Origin of the sequence: Uniformispora flossi (assembly GCF_049534875.1) — a bacterium.
GTDB lineage: Bacteria > Actinomycetota > Actinomycetes > Streptomycetales > Streptomycetaceae > Yinghuangia > Yinghuangia aomiensis.
Map to the genome: position 1 here is coordinate 244068 of NZ_JBMULZ010000005.1, position 17983 is coordinate 262050.

Consider the following 17983-nt stretch of genomic DNA (forward strand, 5'->3'; position numbering starts at 1 on the left):
CGGCGTCCGAGCCGCGCCGCGTGCTCAGGCCGCGCGGGCGACCGCGTCGGCGGCTTCCTCGCGGTCCCGCAGTGCCCGGAACGGGCCGTCGGCCGCGGTGAGTTCCGTCCACGTGCCGCGCTGCACGACACGGCCGCGGTCCAGCACGACGATCTCGTCGACGGTGTCGAGGCCGGTCAGGCGGTGCGTGATGAGCACGGTGGTCCGGGCCTCGGTCGCGGCGAGCAGGTCGGCGGTGAGCGCGTCGGCGGTGGCCAGGTCCAGGTGTTCGGCGGGTTCGTCGAGGACCAGGACCTCGAAGTCGGCGAGCAGCGCGCGGGCCAGGGCGAGGCGTTGGCGCTGGCCGCCGGACATGCGCGCGCCGTGCTCGCCGACCATCGTGTCGAGTCCGGCGGGCAGGCTGTCGACCCAGGCGAGGAGCCGGGCCCGGGCGAGTGCGTCGCGGATCGCGTCGTCGTCGCAGCCGGGGCGGGCCAGCCGCAGGTTCTCCCGGATCGAGCTGTCGAACACGTGCGCGTCCTGGGCGCACAGGCCGACGACGCGGCGCACGGCGTCGCCGTCGAGCGCGGTGATCGGAGTGCCTCCGAGGCGGACCTCGCCGCCGGACGGGTCGAGGAACCGCAGCAGCACCTGGGCGAGCGTGGTCTTTCCGGAGCCGCTGGGGCCGACCACGGCGATCCGCCGGCCGGGCGCGAGGTCGAGGTCGATGCCGTCGAGGGCGGGTGCCGCGTCCGGCGTCCAACGGGCTTCGAGGCCGCGGATCCGCAGCTCGTGCGGCGCGGGCGGCACGGCGGCCGGTTCCGCGGGTTCGCGGACCGGTTCGGGGGTGTCGAGCACCTCGAACACCCGGGCGGCGGCACGCCGCGACGCCTCCAAGTGGCGCCCGGCGGACGGCAGTACGGACGTCGCCTCGAACGCCGCGAGCGGGGTCAGCACGACGAGCGCGAGCAGCACGCCGTCGAGCCGCCCGGCCGCGACCGCGGCGATACCGACGGCGGCGCAGCCCCACACGGTGGCGCCGGTGACGAGCGCGGCCAGACCGGCGCCCAGGCCTGCGCCTTGGGCCTGCCGGGCTTCGGTGCGGCGCAGCCGTCCGTCGACCGCGTCCACCGCGGCGAGCCGCGCGGGGGCGGCGCCCGAGGCGACGAGTTCGGGGGCGCCGCGCAGGAGTTCGGTGATGCCGGTGGACAGTTCGCCGCGTACCGCGGAGATGCGGCGTTCCGCGCGGCGGGCGAACCGGGCCGCGGTCCACGGCACGACGATGCCCGCGGCGACCAGCCCGCCGGCCAGCACCGCACCGGCCTCGGGCAGGAACGCACCGGTGACGGCGGACGCGCCGATGCCGACGACCGCGGCGACGGCGGCGGGCAGCAGGGCGCGGAGGAAGAAGTCCTGGACGGCGTCGACGTCGGCGACCAGGCGGGAGAGCAGGTCGCCGCGGCGGAACGCGGGCAGGCCGGCCGGGGCGAGGCGTTCGAGCCGTTCGTACACGCGGACGCGGAGGTCGGCGAGGATCCGGAAGGCGGCGTCGTGTGAGACGAGCCGCTCGACGTACCGGAACACCGCGCGCGAGATGCCGAAGGCGCGGACGGCGGTGACCGCGACCATGAGCGTGAGAACCGGCGGGTGCTGCGAGGCGCGCGAGATCAGCCAGGCCGAGGTGGCCATCAGTCCGACCGAGCTGCCCAGCGCGACCGCGCCGAGGAGCACGGCGAGCGCGAGCCGGGAGCGCACCGGGCGGGCGAGGGCGAGAAGGCGGCGGAGCGGGCCGCGGCGGCCGCTGCCGAGGGGTTCCGCGCCGGGCGGGACCGCGGCAGTCAGGTCGGCGGGGTCATCCGGCGGTGCCGGTTCCGCCGCGGCGGGGTTCCGCTGCTCGGGGAGGGCCGCCGGGGCGGCCGGGGCGGCTGCGGCGGGCGCCAACCGGACCACCCGGTCGGCGACCGCGAGCAGCGCGGGGCGGTGCGCGACCAGCAGCACGGTGCGGCCGCGGGCCAGTTCGCGGACGGCCTCGACGACGGCGTGTTCGCTCGCGCCGTCGAGGTTCGCGGTCGGCTCGTCGAGCAGCACGATCGGCCGGTCGGCGAGGAAGGCGCGGGCGAGGGCGAGCCGTTGGCGCTGACCGGCGGACAGGCCGCTGCCGTCCTCGCCGAGTTCCGCACCGAGGCCGCCCGCGGCGGTGACGAAGTCCGCGGCGTGCGCGGCACGCAGGGCGTCCCACAGCCGGTCGTCGGAAGCGTCGGCGGCGGCCATGCGGAGGTTGTCGGCGACGGTGCCGGCGAACAGATAGGGGCGTTGCGGCACCCACGCGACGTGCGCCCGCCACGCGTCCGGGTCCAGCGCCGCGAGGTCGACGCCGTCGACGGTGATCCGCCCGGCCGCGGCGGGCGCGAAGCCCAGCAGCGCGCCGAGGACGGTGGACTTGCCGACGCCGCTCGGCCCGACGAGCGCCGTGGTCTCCCCCGGGCCGAGCACGAACGAGGCGTCCGCGACGGCGGGCACGCTGCGGTCCGGGTAGCGGACGGTGAGTTCCTCGACGCGGATCTCCGCCGCGGCGGCGACGCCGCGGCTCAGGGTCAGCCGGTCCCGGGTGCCGTCGTCCGCCGCCGGGTCCGCGTCCGCCCGGACGTCTCCCTCCGGCGTCTCCTCCAGCACCGTGAACACCCGGTCCGCGGCCGTGAGCCCCTCGACGCTCGCGTGGTACTCCGCGCCGACCTGACGCAGCGGCAGGTACGCCTCGGGCGCCAGGATCAGCACGAGGAGCGCGGTTTCCAGATCGAGGTCGCCGTCCACCAGGCGCAGGCCCACGCCGACCGCGACCAGCGCGACGGAGATCGTCGCGAGGAGTTCGAGGGCGAACGAGGACAGGAAGGCGATGCGCAGCGTGCGCAGTGTCGCCTTCCGGTAGTCGTCGGTGATCGTGCGGATGGACTTCGCCTGCGCCTTGGCACGGCCGAAGACCTTCAGGGTGGGCAGGCCCGCGACGACGTCGAGGAAGTGCCCGGCCAGGCGGCCGAGCACGTCCCACTGGCGGTCCATGAACTTCTGGGTGGCCATCCCGATGAGCGCCATGAACAGCGGGATGAGCGGCAGCGTCACCACGATGGTGACCGCGGAGATCCAGTCGCCGGTGACGATGCGTGCGAGCACGGCCACGGGGACCACGACCGCGAGGACCAGCTGCGGGAGGTAGCGGGCGAAGTAGCCGTCGAGGGCGTCGATGCCGCGGGTGGCGAGCGTGGTGAGTTCGCCGCTGCGGGTGCCGGTGAGCCAGCGCGGGCCGAGCCGGAGCACATGGGCGAGGAGCCTGCGGCGGAGTTCCGACTTCACCGCGGCCGACGTGCGGTGCGCGGCGACCTCGGTGAGCCACGCCACCGCCGCACGGCCGACCACCACCGCGGCCAGCAGTACGAGGTCGCCGCGCAGCGCGGCGACCCCCTTGCCGTCTTCGAACGCGCCGACGATCAGCGACGCGAGCAGCCCCGCCTGGGCGATGACGAGACCCGCGCCCACCACCCCGAGGACGACCGTGAGGACGAGGAATCCCCGGGTGGCTCGGGCATGACGCAGCAGGCGCGGGTCTACGGGCTTCACAGGGCTCTCGGCGCTCTCGTCATTCGCTGGATACCGGGATGGATACCGGCACGGATACCGGCATGGATACCGACCGGGTCACGCGGCGCCGTGCGGCACCGACGTCGGGATGTTCTTGGTCCCGATTCGCTTGCTGAAGACCCAGTATGTCCATCCCTGGTAGCAGAGCACGATCGGCGTCATGATCACGGCAACCCACGTCATGATCTTCAGCGTGTACGGCGTGGACGCCGCATTGGCCGTGGTCAGGTTGAACGCGCTGTCGATGCTCGACGGCATGACGTTCGGGAACAGTGCCAGGAACAGCATGGCCACCGCCCCGATGACGGTCAGCCCGGAGAACACGAACGCCCAGCCTTCGCGCCCGAGCCGGTTCATGCCGAGCGACACCAGGAGCGCCGCGACCGCGGCGACCAGCGCGACCAGGCTCTTGCCGTTGCCGCTGTCGGCCTGCGTCCAGACCAGGAACACGGACGCCAGGACGGCGGTGGCCAGGCCCAGCTTGAACGCGAGCTTGTTGGCCCGCTCCCGGATGTCGCCGACGGTCTTGAGGCCGACGAATATCGCGCCGTGGAAGGTGAACAGCACGACGGTGACCAGGCCGCCGAGGAGCGCGTGCGCGTTCAGCAGGTCGAGGACGGTGCCCGCGTACTCCTTGTGCGCGTCGATCTTGACGCCCCGGACGATGTTGGCGAACGCCACACCCCACAGGAACGCCGGGACCAGCGAGCCCCAGAAGATCGCCTGCTCCCAGTTCCGCTTCCACCGCGCGTCGTCGCGCTTGGCGCGGTATTCAAAGGCGACGCCGCGCAGGATCAGCGCGACGAGGATGGCGAGCAGCGGCAGGTAGAAGCCGCTGAAGAGCGTCGCGTACCACTCCGGGAAGGCCGCGAACATCGCGCCGCCCGCGGTGATCAGCCAGACTTCGTTGCCGTCCCAGACGGGGCCGATCGTGTTGACGAGGACGCGGCGCTCGACTTCGTCGCGGGCCAGCACCTTGGTGAGGATGCCGACGCCGAAGTCGAAGCCTTCCAGGAAGAAGTAGCCGGTCCACAGGACGGCGATGAGGATGAACCAGACGGTGGTGAGTTCCATCGCGGGGGTCCTTAGTACGCGAACGCGAGCGGTCGGTCGGCATCGGCGTCGGCCTCGCCGGGCGACGCGCCGGATCCGCCGGGGCCGTCCTTCGGGGCCTTCTCGACCTGTGGCGGCCCGGCCTTGACGTAGCGCTTGAGCAGGCCGACCTCGATGACGGCGAGGACGGCGTACAGCAGCGTGAAGGTGATCAGCGAGGTGAGGACCTCACCGGTGGACACCCCCGGGGAAACCGCGGAGTCGGTCTTGAGGACGCCGAACACGGCCCACGGCTGGCGGCCCATCTCGGTGAAGACCCAGCCGAAGGAGTTGCCGGCCAGCGGGAAGACCATGGTCCAGATGCCGGCCCGCCAGATCCACTTGTTGGCCGGCAGGTCCCGCTTCTTGCGGGTCAGCCACAGGCCGACCGCGCCGACCGCGAACGACGTCATGCCGAAGCCGATCATGAGGCGGAAGCCCCAGTAGGTGACCGGGATGTTGGGGCGGTAGTCGCCGGGCCCGTACTTGGCCTCCATCTGGCGCTGGAGGTCGTTGATGCCGGGCAGTTCGGCGTTGAAGTCGCTCTTCGCCAGGAAGGACAGCGCGCCCGGGACCTCGATCGCGACCTTGTTGTGGCCCTTGTTGACATCGCCGTAGGAGAAGATCGAGAACGGCGCGGGCTGGGAGGTCTCCCACAGCGCTTCCGCCGAGGCCATCTTCATCGGCTGCTGCTCGTACATGATCTTGCCCTGGAAGTCGCCGGTGATGGCGACGCCGAGCCCGGCCACGACGGCGACCCACAGCCCGAGGCGCAGCGAGGGGCGGAAGACCTCGACCTCGTTGCTTTTGCGCAGGTGCCAGCAGCTGATGCCGACGAGGAAGGCGGCGGAGGTGAGGAACGCCGCGGTGATCACGTGGGCGAACGCGGAGACCGCGGTGTTCTGGGTGAGCACGGCGACGAAGTCGGTGAGCTCGGCGCGCCCGGTCTCCGGGTTGATCTTGTAGCCGGTCGGGTGCTGCATCCACGAGTTGGCGGCAAGGATGAAGTACGCCGACAGCATCGTGCCGATGGCCGCCGCCCAGATGGCCGCGAGGTGGATCTTCTTCGGCAGGCGTTCCCAGCCGAAGATCCACAGGCCGAGGAACGTGGACTCGAGGAAGAACGCGAGCAGCGCCTCGATGGCGAGCGGGGCGCCGAACACGTCGCCGACGAACCGCGAATAGTCGGACCAGTTCATGCCGAACTGGAACTCCTGGACGATGCCCGTGACCAGGCCCATCGCGAAGTTGATGAGGAAGAGCTTGCCCCAGAACTTGGTGGCTCTGAGGTAGTGCTCCTTCCCGGTGCGGTACCACGCGGTCTGGAGGCATGCGACGAGCGTCGACAGGCCGATCGTCAGGGGGACGAAAAGGAAGTGGTAGACGGTCGTGATGCCGAACTGCCACCGGGCTATATCGACGGTGTCGAGGGCGAGGTCCACGGACGACCTCCTCCGGTCGTTCTTGGGTGCTGGGCTTGTGGGGGTCTGGCAGGGTTTGCGGGGCTAGCTTGTGAACTGATTCACAAGCTCGACATTGTGCATGCTTTCACAAAGTCGGGCTTGTGCATCCGTTCACAAACACTAACCGGGGGGTGGAACGGGTTCTTACAGGGGGGTGGGGTCGGGGTTGTCCACAGGCTTGGGTTAGTAGACGGACACGGCGGGGGCGGGCGTGGGAGGGTGCGGAGGTCGGGCGGATCCGATGGCGGCGGGGGCGGGGGAGGGGCCTTCGACGCGAGACTCCCGGAGATGGTGGGAGGAGGGAGGGCCCTATGACGGGGGCACGAGTGGCAGCAGGACTCGGAAGGCCGCGCCCCGCCCCGCCTCGCTCCGCAACTCCACCCGCCCCCCATGCCGCGCCACCAACGCATCCACGATCGCCAGCCCCAGCCCCGCTCCCCCGCCCGTCCCACGGCTCCGCGACGAGTCCACTCGGTAGAAGCGTTCGAACACCCGGGCGGCGTGCACCTCGTCGAGTCCCGGCCCCTCGTCCGCGACTTCGAGGTAGCCGTACCCGTCCTCGGTGTCCACGACGATGTGGATCGCCGTCCCCGGCGGCGTGTGCTTCAGCGCGTTCGTCACCAGGTTGCCCACGACCTGCCGCAGCCGCGCCTCGTCGCCCGGGACCACCACCGCCCGGGCCGGGCGGCCGTCGTGGCCGCCGAGGGTCACCGGGCGGTCCGCGGCAAGCGTTTCGATGTCGTGGACCGCGTCGCCCGCGAGCACGCGCAGGTCGAGCGGTTCGCGGCGCAGGGGCCGCTGTTCGTCGAGGCGGGCGAGCTGCAGCAGGTCTTCGACCAGGCCGCCCATCCGCACCGCCTCGTCCTCGATGCGCCGCATCGTGCGCGCGACTTCGTCGGGATCCGACAGCGCACCCATCCGGTACAGCTCCGCAAAACCGCGCACGCTGGCCAGCGGCGTGCGCAGTTCGTGCCCGGCGTCCGCGACGAAGCGCCGCATCCGCGCCTCGGATTCGGCTCTGGCCGCGAACCCGGACTCGATCTGCGCGAGCATCCCGTTGAGCGAGCCGGACAACCGCCCGACCTCCGTGCCGGTCACGGGCACCGGCACACGGTGCGACAGGTCGCCGGCCGCGATCGCCGCCGCGGTCTCCTCGATCCGGCGCAGCGGGCGCAGGCTCGCGCGGATCGCGAACCACCCGGCGCCGCCCAGCACGGCGATGGACACCAGGCCCACCACCAGGCACAGCACGTCCATGCGGGCGACCGTGGCGTCCACGTCGTGCAGCGACGTCGCGACAACCACGCTGCCGGAGCCGTTCGACATCGGCACCGCGAGGACCCGCCACCGGCCTTCGCCTTCGGCGCTGCGTGCTTCGAACGGCGCGCGGTCTCGGTCCCGCACCGCCGCGCCGTCGAGGTGCGGGAGCCGGGGCCCCTTCTCGGCTTCGCTGCCGGGCGAGCGGAGCCGGTCGCGGGTGGTGCCGTCCTCGTTGAGGTACTCGGCGACGACCCGGCTGGGCAGCACGTTCACGCGCGGCCGCGGGAACAGCGTCCCGTTGCCGTTGCCGCCTCCGGTCCCCGTGCCGGAGCCCGGCCCGACCGAGCCGCTGCCCGGGGTGAAGACGCCGGACCCGCCCGTGCCGTCCGCCGTCCGTTCGCCGCCGACGTGGGACAGCTGCCGTGCCGCGAGCGCCAGTTGCCGGTCGACCTGGTCGGTCAGGTATCCGCGCAGCGCGCCCGTGACGAATGTCGCGCTCACCGCGAGCGCGCACGCCACCAGCGCAATTGCGGTGGTGAGCACGCGGGAACGCAGCGAGAAACGGCTCGGCCTCACCCGCCGCAGCCCGCGCCGGAACCGGCCGCGGACCCGCGAAGGCGCGGGCGGCGGCAACCGGTCCGAGGAGGAAGGCATGTCGGTCGCCGGGATCATGCCGAAGCGGGCGGGCGGCGCAGCACGTACCCCACCCCGCGCACGGTGTGGATCAGTTTGGGCTCGGCGTTGTCGACCTTGCGCCGCAGGTAGCTGATGTACGACTCGACGATGCTGGCGTCGCCGCCGAAGTCGTAGTGCCACACGTGTTCGAGGATCTGGCTCTTGGAGACAACCCGGCCGGTGTTGACCATCAGGTAGTGCAGCAGCTTGAACTCGGTCGGTGAAAGCGGCACTTCGGCGCCCGCACGGGTCACTTCGTGGCCGTCGACGTCGAGGACGAGGTCGGCGACGGCGAGCCGCTCGGTCGGCGCGGCCGGTTCGGCGTTCTCGCCGGACGTGCGGCGCAGCACGGCCTGGATGCGGGCGATCAGCTCTTCGAGGCTGAACGGCTTGGTGACGTAGTCGTCGCCGCCGATGCGCAGCCCGGTGATCTTGTCGTCGACGCCGTCGCGGGCGGTGAGGAACAGGATCGGCGGGCGGCTGCCGTCGGCGTGCAGTTTGCGGACGACGGAGAAGCCGTCCATGTCGGGCAGCATCAGGTCGAGGACGACCAGGTCGGGGCGCCGCGCGCGGGACACCGCGACGGCTTCCGCACCGGTGGCGGCGGACTCGACGGTGAATCCGGCGAAGCGCAGGCTGGCGGACAGCAGCTCGCGGATGTTCGGCTCGTCGTCGACGACCAGCAGCCGGGCTCCGGAGGTCGGCGCGGGGGTGCGGGCCGCGGGCACCGGGTGCGGGAACCCCGCCGCCGGCCCGGAGTCGCCGCGGCCGGACATCCCGGATATGCCCGCCATGTCAGCCTCGCCCTGAACCGGTGCCCGCACGGGTGCCGCCGCCGGTGCCGGTCCCGGCACCCGTCCCCGCGCCGGTCCCCGCGGCCGCCCCGGCGCCGCCGAAGCCGCCGGACGTGAGGCCCGCCCCGGCCTGGCCCTGCGTCACCGTGCTCGCCGCCACCGTGCCGTCGTCGCCCGCGGCGCCACGCACCACGACGGTGTCGCCCGGCTTGAGGTCGGCGGGTTTGCCGTCCTGGGAGACCTGGATCTTCGTGTCCGCGTTCGTCGTCACCTTCACGATGGTGCCTGATGCGTCGGTGACGTAGACCGTGGACCCGTCGACGAGCTTGACCGTTCCCACGGTCGCCCCCGCCCCGGCCGCGTTCGCCCGGGTGCCGCCCTGACCCGCCGCCGCGCCCGCCGTGCCGCCGGCCGTGTTGCCCGCGGTCTGGCCCTGGCCTGCGGTGTTCTGCCGTCCGGCGCCCGCGGCGGCGGTGCCGCGTGCGGTCTCGCCACCGGTGCCGTTCTGCCACCGGTCGACCTTGACGCCGGCGAAGAAGCCGCCCGCGAGCAGCACGCCCGCGGCCAGCAGCAGCGTGACCCGGGGCAGCTTGGCCCGCGGCGGCGCGGTCAGCTCGGCGTCGACGTCCCGCATGCCCTCGGGGGGTGCGAGCAGGTCAACCGTCGCCGCCGCGGCGCCGGCCTCGTCCGCGCCGGCCGACTCGGGTGCTTCGGGGGACACGCCCGTGAAGCCGCCGACGAACTCGCGGGTGTCCGCCTCGCCCGCGTACTCCGATGCCGTCATGGCCGTCTCCTCCGTCGCCTGTTCCGCCGTGCCGGTGCACCCTGCCGGGCGCGGGTTGCCAGTCATGTCGGCCGTGCTACTACTCATGGCGCAGTGCCTCGATCGGGCGCAGCCCCGCCGCGCGCCCCGCCGGATAGCTGCCGAAGAACAGCCCGATCAGCACCGACACCCCGAACGCCGCCACCACCGAGCTGGGCACCACCACCGGCTCGATCCCGACCACGGTGAACCGGGCCGCGAACAAGCCCGCGGCCACGCCCAGGCCCCCGCCGCACACGGACAGCAGCGTCGACTCGGCCAGGAACTGCCCGAGGATCGCCCCGCGCGGCGCGCCGATCGCCTTCCGGATGCCGATTTCGCGAGTCCGCTCGGCGACCGTCACGAGCATGATGTTGGTGATGCCGATCCCGCCGACGAGCAGCGAGATCGCCGCGACCGCGGCGAGGAGCACGGTGAACGTGTGCGTCGTCTCGTCCCGGGCGCTGAGCAGGGATTCCTGGCTGACGATGCGGTAGTCCGCCGCGGACGACGACGTGATCCGGTGCCGGGTGTCGAGGATCGCGGTGATCTCGGCCTGCGCCTGCGCGGTCGCGCCCGACGAGGTGGCCTGCACGGCGATCTGGCTGAGCGAGCCGTAGCCGGTCAGGCTTTCCCGCAGGGCGGTCAGCGGGACGACGATCGTGTCGTCCGGGTCCTGCCCCTCCGCGCCGCCGCGGGTCTGGAGCACCCCGACCACGCGGAACTGCACGCCGCCGACCAGCACGTCTTTGCCGATCGGGTCTTCCGGTCCGAACACGTTCTCGACGGTCGTGGTGCCGAGCACCGCCACGCGCCGGGACAGCGTCACGTCGTCGGCGGTGAACAGGGCGCCGTCGCCGAGGTCGTGGTTGGTGGTCGCGAACCAGTCGGGCGTGGTGCCGACGATCTGATTCACCGTCACCGACTGTCCGGCGTAGGTCACGCTTTGGGACGTGCTCTGCACCGGCGACGCCGACTTCACATGCGGTGCGGCCACCGGGTCGGCGAGCGCGTGCGCGTCGTCGACGGTGAGGTCCTTCAGTGCGCTTCCCGAGCCCGCCGCGCCGAACCGGCCGCCGCCGGCGGTGTGCGACACGGTCAGCAGGTTCGTGCCGAGCTTCTCGATCGAGGAGCGCACCGCCTGCGACGAGCCGTTTCCGACCGCGACGAGCAGGATCACCGCGGCCACGCCGATCAGCACGCCCAGCATGGTGAGCGCGGTGCGGATCTTGTTGGCGAGCAGTCCGAGGACCGCGAACCGGACGATCTCCACGGGGTTCACGCCGTCACCCCCGCGGGGGCCGCGACGCCGGCCAGGGCCGGGGGCGGTCCGCCGACCGGGGCCTGGCGGCGGTCCTCGACCACGCGGCCGTCGACCAGCCGCAGCACGCGCTTCGCGCGGGCGGCCACTTCGGACTCGTGGGTGATGACCACGACCGTGCGGCCCGCGTTGTTCAACCGGTCGATGATGCCGAGCACTTCGTCGGTGCTGTGGCTGTCCAGGTTGCCGGTCGGCTCGTCGGCGAGCAGCAGTGCGGGCGCGGTCACCAACGCCCGGGCCACCGCGACGCGTTGCTGCTGGCCGCCGGACAGCTCGTTGGGGTGGTGGTCGACGCGGTCGGCGAGGCCCACGTGGGCGAGCGCGGCCAGCGCGCGGGTGCGGCGCTCGCGGGCCCGGACGCCCGCGTAGGCGAGCGGCATCGCCACATTCGCGAGGGCGCTGGTGCGCGGGATCAGGTTGAACGACTGGAAAACGAACCCGATCCGCCGCGACCGCACCAGGCTCAGCCGCCGCTCGTCCATCACGCCGACGTCGAGTCCGTCGAGCAGATACCGCCCGGCCGTCGGCACGTCGAGGCAGCCGACGATGTTCATCAGCGTGGACTTGCCGGAACCCGAACTTCCCATCACCGCCACGTAGTCGCCGCGCTCGACGACAAGGTCGACGCCGCGCAGCGCGTGCACGGCACCGTCGCCTTCGCCGTACGACTTGGTGACTCCGTGCAGCGCGATCACCGGAGCGTCGGGCCGCACCGTGGGCAGGGCGTCCTCGGCGTGCTTGCCCGCGTCGCGCGGCCGGCCGCGGCGGGAACGCCCCGTCACCGGCCACCGCCGCCGAAGCCGGCCCCGCCGCCACCGCCGGGAATGCCGAGGCTGCCACCGCCGCCACCTCCGCCGCCGAGGCCGCCGCGGGTCGTGCCGGTGCCCGTCTGACCGGTCGAACCGGTACCGGTGCCCGTGGTGCCCTGGATCCCGATCACGACCAGGTCGCCCTCCTTGAGCCCGGTGAGGATCTGCGTGGTCTGGTCGCCCTTGACGCCGAGTTCGACCTGGCGGCGCTCGGTGCTCCCGGCCACGTCGACCTGGACGGTGCCCGTGGTGCCGGTGCCGGTGACCGCGCCGGACGGCACGTACAGCGCGTTGTCGGCTTCCTGGATGACCACCTGGATGCTCGCCGTCTGACCGGTGCGCAGCGTGCTCAGGTCGCCGTCCAGCGCGACCCGCGCGGAGTACTTCACCGAGCCCGACGAACCGCCGCTGTCCGGCAGCGGGTTGATGCTGACGACCTTCGCGTTGCGCTTGACCGTGCTGTCCACGTTGAGGGTGACGACGGCGGCCTGCCCGGCCTTGATCTTGCCCGCGTCCGCCTCGGAGAACGACGCGGCGGCCTGCATGCCGCCCGGGTTGGTCAACACCACGAACCCGCTGGGCGTGCCGCTGCTCGACGAGCTCCCGGAGTTGCCGCTGCCGCCGCTCCCGCTGCCGCTGCCGGTCGAGCCCGACCCGGAGCCGCCGGACGTGCCGACCGTGTCGCCGACCTTGCCCGCGACGGACGCCACCACACCGTCGTTCGGCGCCTTCAGCACCGTGGCGTCGAGGGCGCGCTGCGCCTGGGCAAGCTTGTTCTGCGCCTGCACCAGCGCGTTCTGCGCCTGCGCCACCTGCGCGGCGTCGACGGTGGTGGACGGGCTCGGCGTCGGCGACGCCGCGACGGTCTTCGTGATCGTCACCGTCACCGTCGGCGCGGGGGTCTGCTTGCCGCTGCCGGACGTCTCCGGGCGCGGCGTCGCGGACGATCCGGCCGCGGGCTCCGTCGCCGTCCGGTCGGCGCCGGCCGCGGCGGGCCGCACGTCGGCCTGCTGGCTGTTGCCGCCGCCACCACTGCCGCCGCTGCTGCCGCCACCACTGCCTTGGCCGCCGGAGGACTGCACCGCGGTGCCCTTCTCCGCCTTGTCCAGGTTGGTCTGCGCGACGTCGACACCGGACTGCGCCGCGGCCAGGTCCTCGTCGGCCTGCGCGGTGTCCATCTGGGCCAGCACCTGCCCGGCCTTGACCTGGTCGCCGACCTTGACGTTCACCGCCGTGACCTTGCCGGACGCACCGAACGAGACGCCGGTGTCGGACGGCGAAACGAGCGTGCCGGACGCGGACACCGACGCCAGCACCGTCCCGCGCGCCACCGCGGCCGTGCGGACCCGCGGGGTGCCGGATGACTTGCCGTCGTCATTGACCGCCGCATAGCCGAACCCGGCACCGGTCACCAGGGCGACCGCCAATGCCGCGTTGAGCAGAATCGGGCCGCGTCGTCGTCGCACTCGCGTCATGCGGGCCAGCCTTGGCCGCCGGGGTGGCGCAAGGCTGGGGGCGGGCTGGGAGAACGCTGGGAGAGCCTGCCGACAAATCCTGACTTACCGGCCTTTCCCGGCGTATCCGACGGTGGTTGCCCGGGAACTCCCAGCATTCTCCCGGGGTGCGGACACCTCCGCGCGGTTACGTCGTACGCGGACCGATCGGGAGGAACGAGCGTGAACGCGAACCGTACGGGGGCGGCGGCCGCGGCGGCCCTGACCGCGGCGCTGCTGCTGACCGGCTGCGGAGGCGGAGGCGGCGCCAAGCCGGCGTCCGCGGCGGCGCCGAGCGGCAGCGCGTCCGGTGGGCCCGGGAACTCCGCCTACACGGACTGCCTGCGCGCCAACGGCGTCACCCAGCCCGCCGAACGCCCCGGCGGCCGCGGTTCGGACCGCCCGAGCGGGCGGCCCACGGCACGCCCGACCGACCGTCCGACCGACCGCGCCACGGACCGCCCGTCGGGTCGGCCCTCCGGGTTCCCCGAGAGCCGGAGCACCGACCCGGCGTGGCAGAAGGCCATGCAGGCGTGCGCGTCGGTCCGGCCGCAGCGCACCGGCGAAGGCGGCTTCGGAAACGGCAACGGCGGCGGCAACGGGGGCGGCGCGGGCAACGGCGAGCGGGTGTACACGAGTTGCCTCAAGGACCACCAGGTGACGATCCCCCAGGGCGGGATCGCCGCGCTGGACCGCTCGGCAGCGGGCGTCGCGGACGCGCTGAAGGCGTGCGCGGCACTCGCGCCGACGCCGGCCGCCACCGGCACGCCGTAAGGGCGTCGGCCCACCGCGGAAAATGCGGCCGCGCGGCGCTCCGGAGGGAGGCGCCGCGCGGTCGAGCCGTCGGATGATCGGGTGGCCGGCGTCAGGCCGCGCCGCCCACCAGCCGCCCGGCCACCTCCAGGAACAGGTCGTTCGCTTCCTTCTCGCCGATCGTGATCCGCGCGCCCTCGTCGCCGTAGGGCCGGACCACGACGCCCGCCTCGGCACACGCTGCGGCGAACGCCTGCGTGCGGTCGCCGAGGCGCAGCCACACGAAGTTGGCCTGGGTCTCCGGCACCGTCCAGCCCTGTGCGACCAGCGCGTCGAAGACGCGGGTGCGCTCGGCGACCAGGTTCTCGACGCGTTCCAGGAGCGCGTCCTCCGAGCGCAGCGACGCGATCGCGGCTTCCTGGGCGATGTGGCTCACGCCGAACGGCACCGCGACCTTGCGCAGCGCCATGGCGACCGGGTCGTGCGCCACCGCGAAGCCGACCCGCAGGCCGGCCAGGCCGTAGGCCTTGGAGAAGGTGCGCAGCACGGCCACGTTCGGGCGGTCGCGGTAGATCTCGATGCCGTCCGGGATCTCCGGGTCGCGCACGAACTCCTTGTAGGCCTCGTCCAGCACGACCAGCACCGAGGTCGGGACGCGGTCCAGGAACCGTTCCAGCTCGGCACGGCGAATGGCGTTGCCGGTGGGGTTGTTGGGGTTGCAGACGAAGATGAGCCGGGTCCGGTCGGTCACCGCGTCGGCCATCGCGTCCAGGTCGTGGCTCTCGTCGGGCAGCAGCGGGATGGTCACCGCGGTCGCGCCGGCGATCTGCGTGATGATCGGGTACGCCTCGAACGACCGCCACGCGAAGATCACCTCGTCGCCCGGGCCCGCCGTGGCGTGCAGCAGCGACTGCGCGACGCCGACCGAGCCGGTGCCGGTCGCCAGGTGGGACTGCGGCACACCGAGCCGGTCGGCGAGTTCGGCGGTCAGCGCGGCCGCGGTCAGGTCCGGGTAGCGGTTCATCTCCCCGGCCGCGGCGGTGGCGGTGGCCAGCACGCCCGGCAGCGGCGGGTAGGGGTTCTCGTTCGAGGACAGCTTGTACGACGGCGCGTCCGCCCCCGCCGCGGCCGGGCGGCCCGGCGTGTAGGCGGGCAGCGTGTCCAGGACGCCGCGCAGCCTGGGCCCGGTGGTTCCGGCGTGGTCGTGGGTCACCGTCGTCCTCCAGTCGCCCGCGGGATGCGGGTTTGCACGAGCTGGCGCGCACCTCGTCGTGCGCCCTTCGCTCACCTTACGAGCCTGCCGAATGCAACCTGGAGACGGCCCGGTGCGTTCCCTGGGCGACGGAGGCGCGGGCCGGTGCCGCCCCCGGCGGAATGCCGAAGGAATACGCACCTTCAGGACCAGGTATGCGGAAAACCGTTTCTTCGCAAAAGGAAGCCCATGGCGGGCACCTGGCCCCCCGAACGGCCCTAATGTCGGTCGCGATGACTGTTGACCAGGGAGTGCCCGCGCGCCGCCCCGCGCGCGTCGGTATCCGCGATGTGGCCGCCGCGGCCGGGGTGTCGATCACGACCGTCTCCGATGCCCTGAACGGCAAAGGCAGACTTCCGGATTCGACCCGCGTGCACGTGCGCGAGGTCGCCGACCGGCTGGGTTACCGCCCGTCGGCCGCCGCGCGCACCCTGCGCACCGGGCGGTCCGGCCTGATCGGGCTGACCACCACCAACCACGCCGCAGAACCGTTCGCGCTCACCGAGTACGGCTGGTTCACCGAGCTGGTGCGCGCCGCGACCGGCGCCGCACTGGACCGCGGCTATGCGCTCGTCGTGCTGCCGACCTCGTCGCGCCACGACGTGTGGAGCAACGTCGCACTCGACGGCACGATCGTCGTCGACCCCGCCGAGGACGATCCGATGGTGCGCGAGCTGCTGCGCCGCGGCGTCCCGGTGGTGACCGGCGGCCACCCCGGCGACAGCACGGTGCACGGGTGGGTGGACATCGACCACGCGCTGGCGATGGGCACCGTCCTCGGGCACTTCGCCGACGCGGGCGCGCAGCGCATCGCGGTGCTCGCGGCCGGCGAAGGGACGTACGCGCGCCGGAGCGTGGCGGCGTACCAGGCCTGGTGCGCGGAGCACGGCCGGGAGCCGCTCATCGAGACCTACGTGCTCGGCCGCCCGGGCGCCGCCGGCGAAGCCGCCGGACGGCTCTTCGACCGGCCCGCCGGGGAACGCCCCGACGCGGTCTACGGCATCCAGGAAGGCTGCGGCGCCGAACTCCTCGCCGCCGCCCGCACCCGCGGGCTGCGCGTTCCGGAGGACGTGCTGGTGGCCGGCTGCGGCGAGGACGCCGCGGCCACGTCGGGCGACCCGGCGCTCACCACGCTGAGCCTCCAGCCGCGAGTGGCGGGCAGCAGCGCGGTGGAGCTGCTCGTCGGGGTGATCGAGGACGACGCCCAGGGGCCGGGCCCGCGCATCCCCGCGCAGCGCACGGTGCCGATCCGTCTGTCCGTCCGCGATTCCAGCATGCGTACCGCGGCCGCCCGGGCCGCGCAGGGCATCCAGGCCGTGCCCGGCGGGTAGCGGCGGCCCGTCCGCCGCCGCCCGGCGGACGGACCGCCCCCGCGGGGCTGCTCCGATCGGTCGAGCACCGGCGTGTCCGGACGCCGCGAACAGGCCCCGGGAGCGCCCGGAATGCGCGGGACGCGCGACGCGTCCGGGCCGTACCGTTCCCGGATCAGCCCGCGCAGGATACGGTCACCGCACGGCCTCCGCGGCCGGCGGCGGTTCCGACAGATGTTCGGGCCCCGCCACCGCAGCCGGGAAGCCGGCCAGTGCGTCATGCTTCATGACAGGCAGCACCCTCATGGCGTGCCGTGTGGCGTGGGGGCGGAAGAAAGGAATCGTCTCGTGAGCATCGCCTCGGGAGCGCCCGACACCTCGGGCGCGGTCGGCGTCGAGGACGCGCCGCTGTACGTGGTGGGCGACGTGCACGGCCACCTCGAGCCGCTGCGCGAGGCACTCCTGGAACAAGGTCTGATCGACGAGGACGGCCACTGGGCCGGCGGCGCCGCGCGCCTGTGGTTCCTCGGCGACTTCACCGACCGGGGCCCGGACGGCATCGGCGTGGTCGAACTGGCCATGCAGCTGTCCGAGGAGGCCGCCGAGGCCGGCGGCAGTTCGCGAATGCTGCTGGGCAACCACGAGATCCTGCTGCTCGGCGTCTACTTCTTCGGCGACCACCCGGTGCCGGTGGCGGGCGGCTCGACGACGTTCCGGGAGATCTGGCTGCGCAACGGCGGCCTGCAGTGGGACCTGGACCGGTTCACCGACGCGCAGGCCCTGTGGCTGGCCCGCCAGCCGGTCGCCGCGGTCGTCGACCAGTACCTGCTGGTGCACTCGGACAGCAACGCGTACCTGGAGTACGGCAGCACCATCGAGGACATCGACGGCGAGATCCGCGACCTGCTCGGCGACCCCGAGCCGCTGCCGTGCTGGGACCTGTTCCGCAACCTCACCCGGCGCGGCGCCTTCATGGGCGAGACGGGCGCGCTGGCGGCCGCGGACCTGATGGGCGAGCTGGGCGGACGGCAGATCGTGCACGGGCACACGCCGATCCCGTACCAGACCGGCGAGGACCCGGCGCTGATCGACGGCCCGCGGGTGTACGCGGACGGCCAGGTCATCAACCTGGACGGCGGCATCTACCTGGGCGGTCCGTGCCTGGTCGCGCGGCTGCCGCTGCGCGAGCCGGTCGAGCCGCCGGTGTCCGGGTCGGACGACGAAACTCTCGGCATGGTCTACGACATCGACGAGGACCCCGAGTACCGCTGAGTCCCTCCCCCACCGCGGTTTCACTCGCGTTTCCCCACGTACCGCCGCGCATTCCACGGCGGACGGAATGCCCCG

13 protein-coding genes are annotated in these 17983 nt (G+C 73.2%); 3 read left to right on the forward strand and 10 right to left on the reverse strand.

The window, feature by feature from the left end; genetic code table 11:
- Positions 1-24 precede the first annotated feature (24 nt).
- The 9 genes from cydD to ACPA54_RS13790 all read right to left on the reverse strand — a co-directional run bounded on the left by cydD (position 25) and on the right by ACPA54_RS13790 (position 13303).
- The gene (gene cydD, locus ACPA54_RS13750; protein WP_423529389.1) at positions 25-3591 is read right to left on the reverse strand and encodes a thiol reductant ABC exporter subunit CydD; all 3567 of its coding nucleotides are present in this window, start codon (positions 3589-3591) and stop codon (positions 25-27) included.
- Positions 3592-3669: 78 nt separating this feature from the next.
- Positions 3670-4686 (reverse strand): cytochrome d ubiquinol oxidase subunit II, encoded by a 1017-nt coding sequence (cydB, locus tag ACPA54_RS13755; protein ID WP_423529391.1) that lies wholly within the window; start codon positions 4684-4686, stop codon positions 3670-3672.
- Between the two features lie 11 nt (positions 4687-4697).
- Complete coding sequence (locus tag ACPA54_RS13760) at positions 4698-6146, reverse strand: cytochrome ubiquinol oxidase subunit I (RefSeq protein ID WP_423529393.1); 1449 nt, start codon at positions 6144-6146, stop codon at positions 4698-4700.
- Positions 6147-6476: 330 nt separating this feature from the next.
- Positions 6477-7970, reverse strand: coding sequence for a sensor histidine kinase (locus ACPA54_RS13765; RefSeq protein ID WP_423529395.1), 1494 nt, complete (start codon positions 7968-7970; stop codon positions 6477-6479).
- Between the two features lie 125 nt (positions 7971-8095).
- Entirely contained in the window at positions 8096-8896 is an 801-nt protein-coding gene (locus tag ACPA54_RS13770) for a response regulator transcription factor (protein ID WP_423529397.1), read from the reverse strand.
- A 1-nt stretch (position 8897) separates the two neighbouring features.
- Positions 8898-9680 carry a hypothetical protein gene (locus tag ACPA54_RS13775; protein ID WP_423529399.1) on the reverse strand — a complete coding sequence of 261 codons (783 nt, stop codon included), beginning with the start codon at positions 9678-9680 and terminating at the stop codon, positions 8898-8900.
- 79 nt (positions 9681-9759) lie between these two features.
- Positions 9760-10980: an ABC transporter permease gene (locus tag ACPA54_RS13780; RefSeq protein ID WP_423529401.1), complete on the reverse strand. Its 1221-nt coding sequence runs from the start codon at positions 10978-10980 to the stop codon at positions 9760-9762.
- The gene (locus tag ACPA54_RS13785) at positions 10977-11741 is read right to left on the reverse strand and encodes an ABC transporter ATP-binding protein (RefSeq protein ID WP_479729414.1); all 765 of its coding nucleotides are present in this window, start codon (positions 11739-11741) and stop codon (positions 10977-10979) included. Before ACPA54_RS13785 ends, ACPA54_RS13780 begins: the two co-directional genes overlap by 4 nt.
- Positions 11742-11797: 56 nt before the next feature.
- The gene (locus ACPA54_RS13790) at positions 11798-13303 is read right to left on the reverse strand and encodes an efflux RND transporter periplasmic adaptor subunit (protein WP_423529403.1); all 1506 of its coding nucleotides are present in this window, start codon (positions 13301-13303) and stop codon (positions 11798-11800) included.
- Positions 13304-13504: 201 nt separating this feature from the next.
- On the opposite strand from ACPA54_RS13790, the gene ACPA54_RS13795 reads away from it, so the two are divergent.
- Positions 13505-14095: a hypothetical protein gene (locus tag ACPA54_RS13795; protein ID WP_423529405.1), complete on the forward strand. Its 591-nt coding sequence runs from the start codon at positions 13505-13507 to the stop codon at positions 14093-14095.
- Positions 14096-14186: 91 nt separating this feature from the next.
- Here the strand turns inward: ACPA54_RS13795 and hisC are convergent, their stop codons facing one another.
- Entirely contained in the window at positions 14187-15287 is a 1101-nt protein-coding gene (gene hisC, locus ACPA54_RS13800) for a histidinol-phosphate transaminase (RefSeq protein WP_423529407.1), read from the reverse strand.
- Positions 15288-15559: 272 nt separating this feature from the next.
- Here hisC and ACPA54_RS13805 point away from each other — a divergent pair, with 272 nt between their 5' ends.
- Positions 15560-16657 (forward strand): LacI family DNA-binding transcriptional regulator, encoded by a 1098-nt coding sequence (locus tag ACPA54_RS13805; protein WP_423529409.1) that lies wholly within the window; start codon positions 15560-15562, stop codon positions 16655-16657.
- A gap of 327 nt (positions 16658-16984) precedes the next feature.
- Entirely contained in the window at positions 16985-17908 is a 924-nt protein-coding gene (locus ACPA54_RS13810; protein ID WP_423529411.1) for a metallophosphoesterase family protein, read from the forward strand.
- Positions 17909-17983 lie beyond the last annotated feature (75 nt).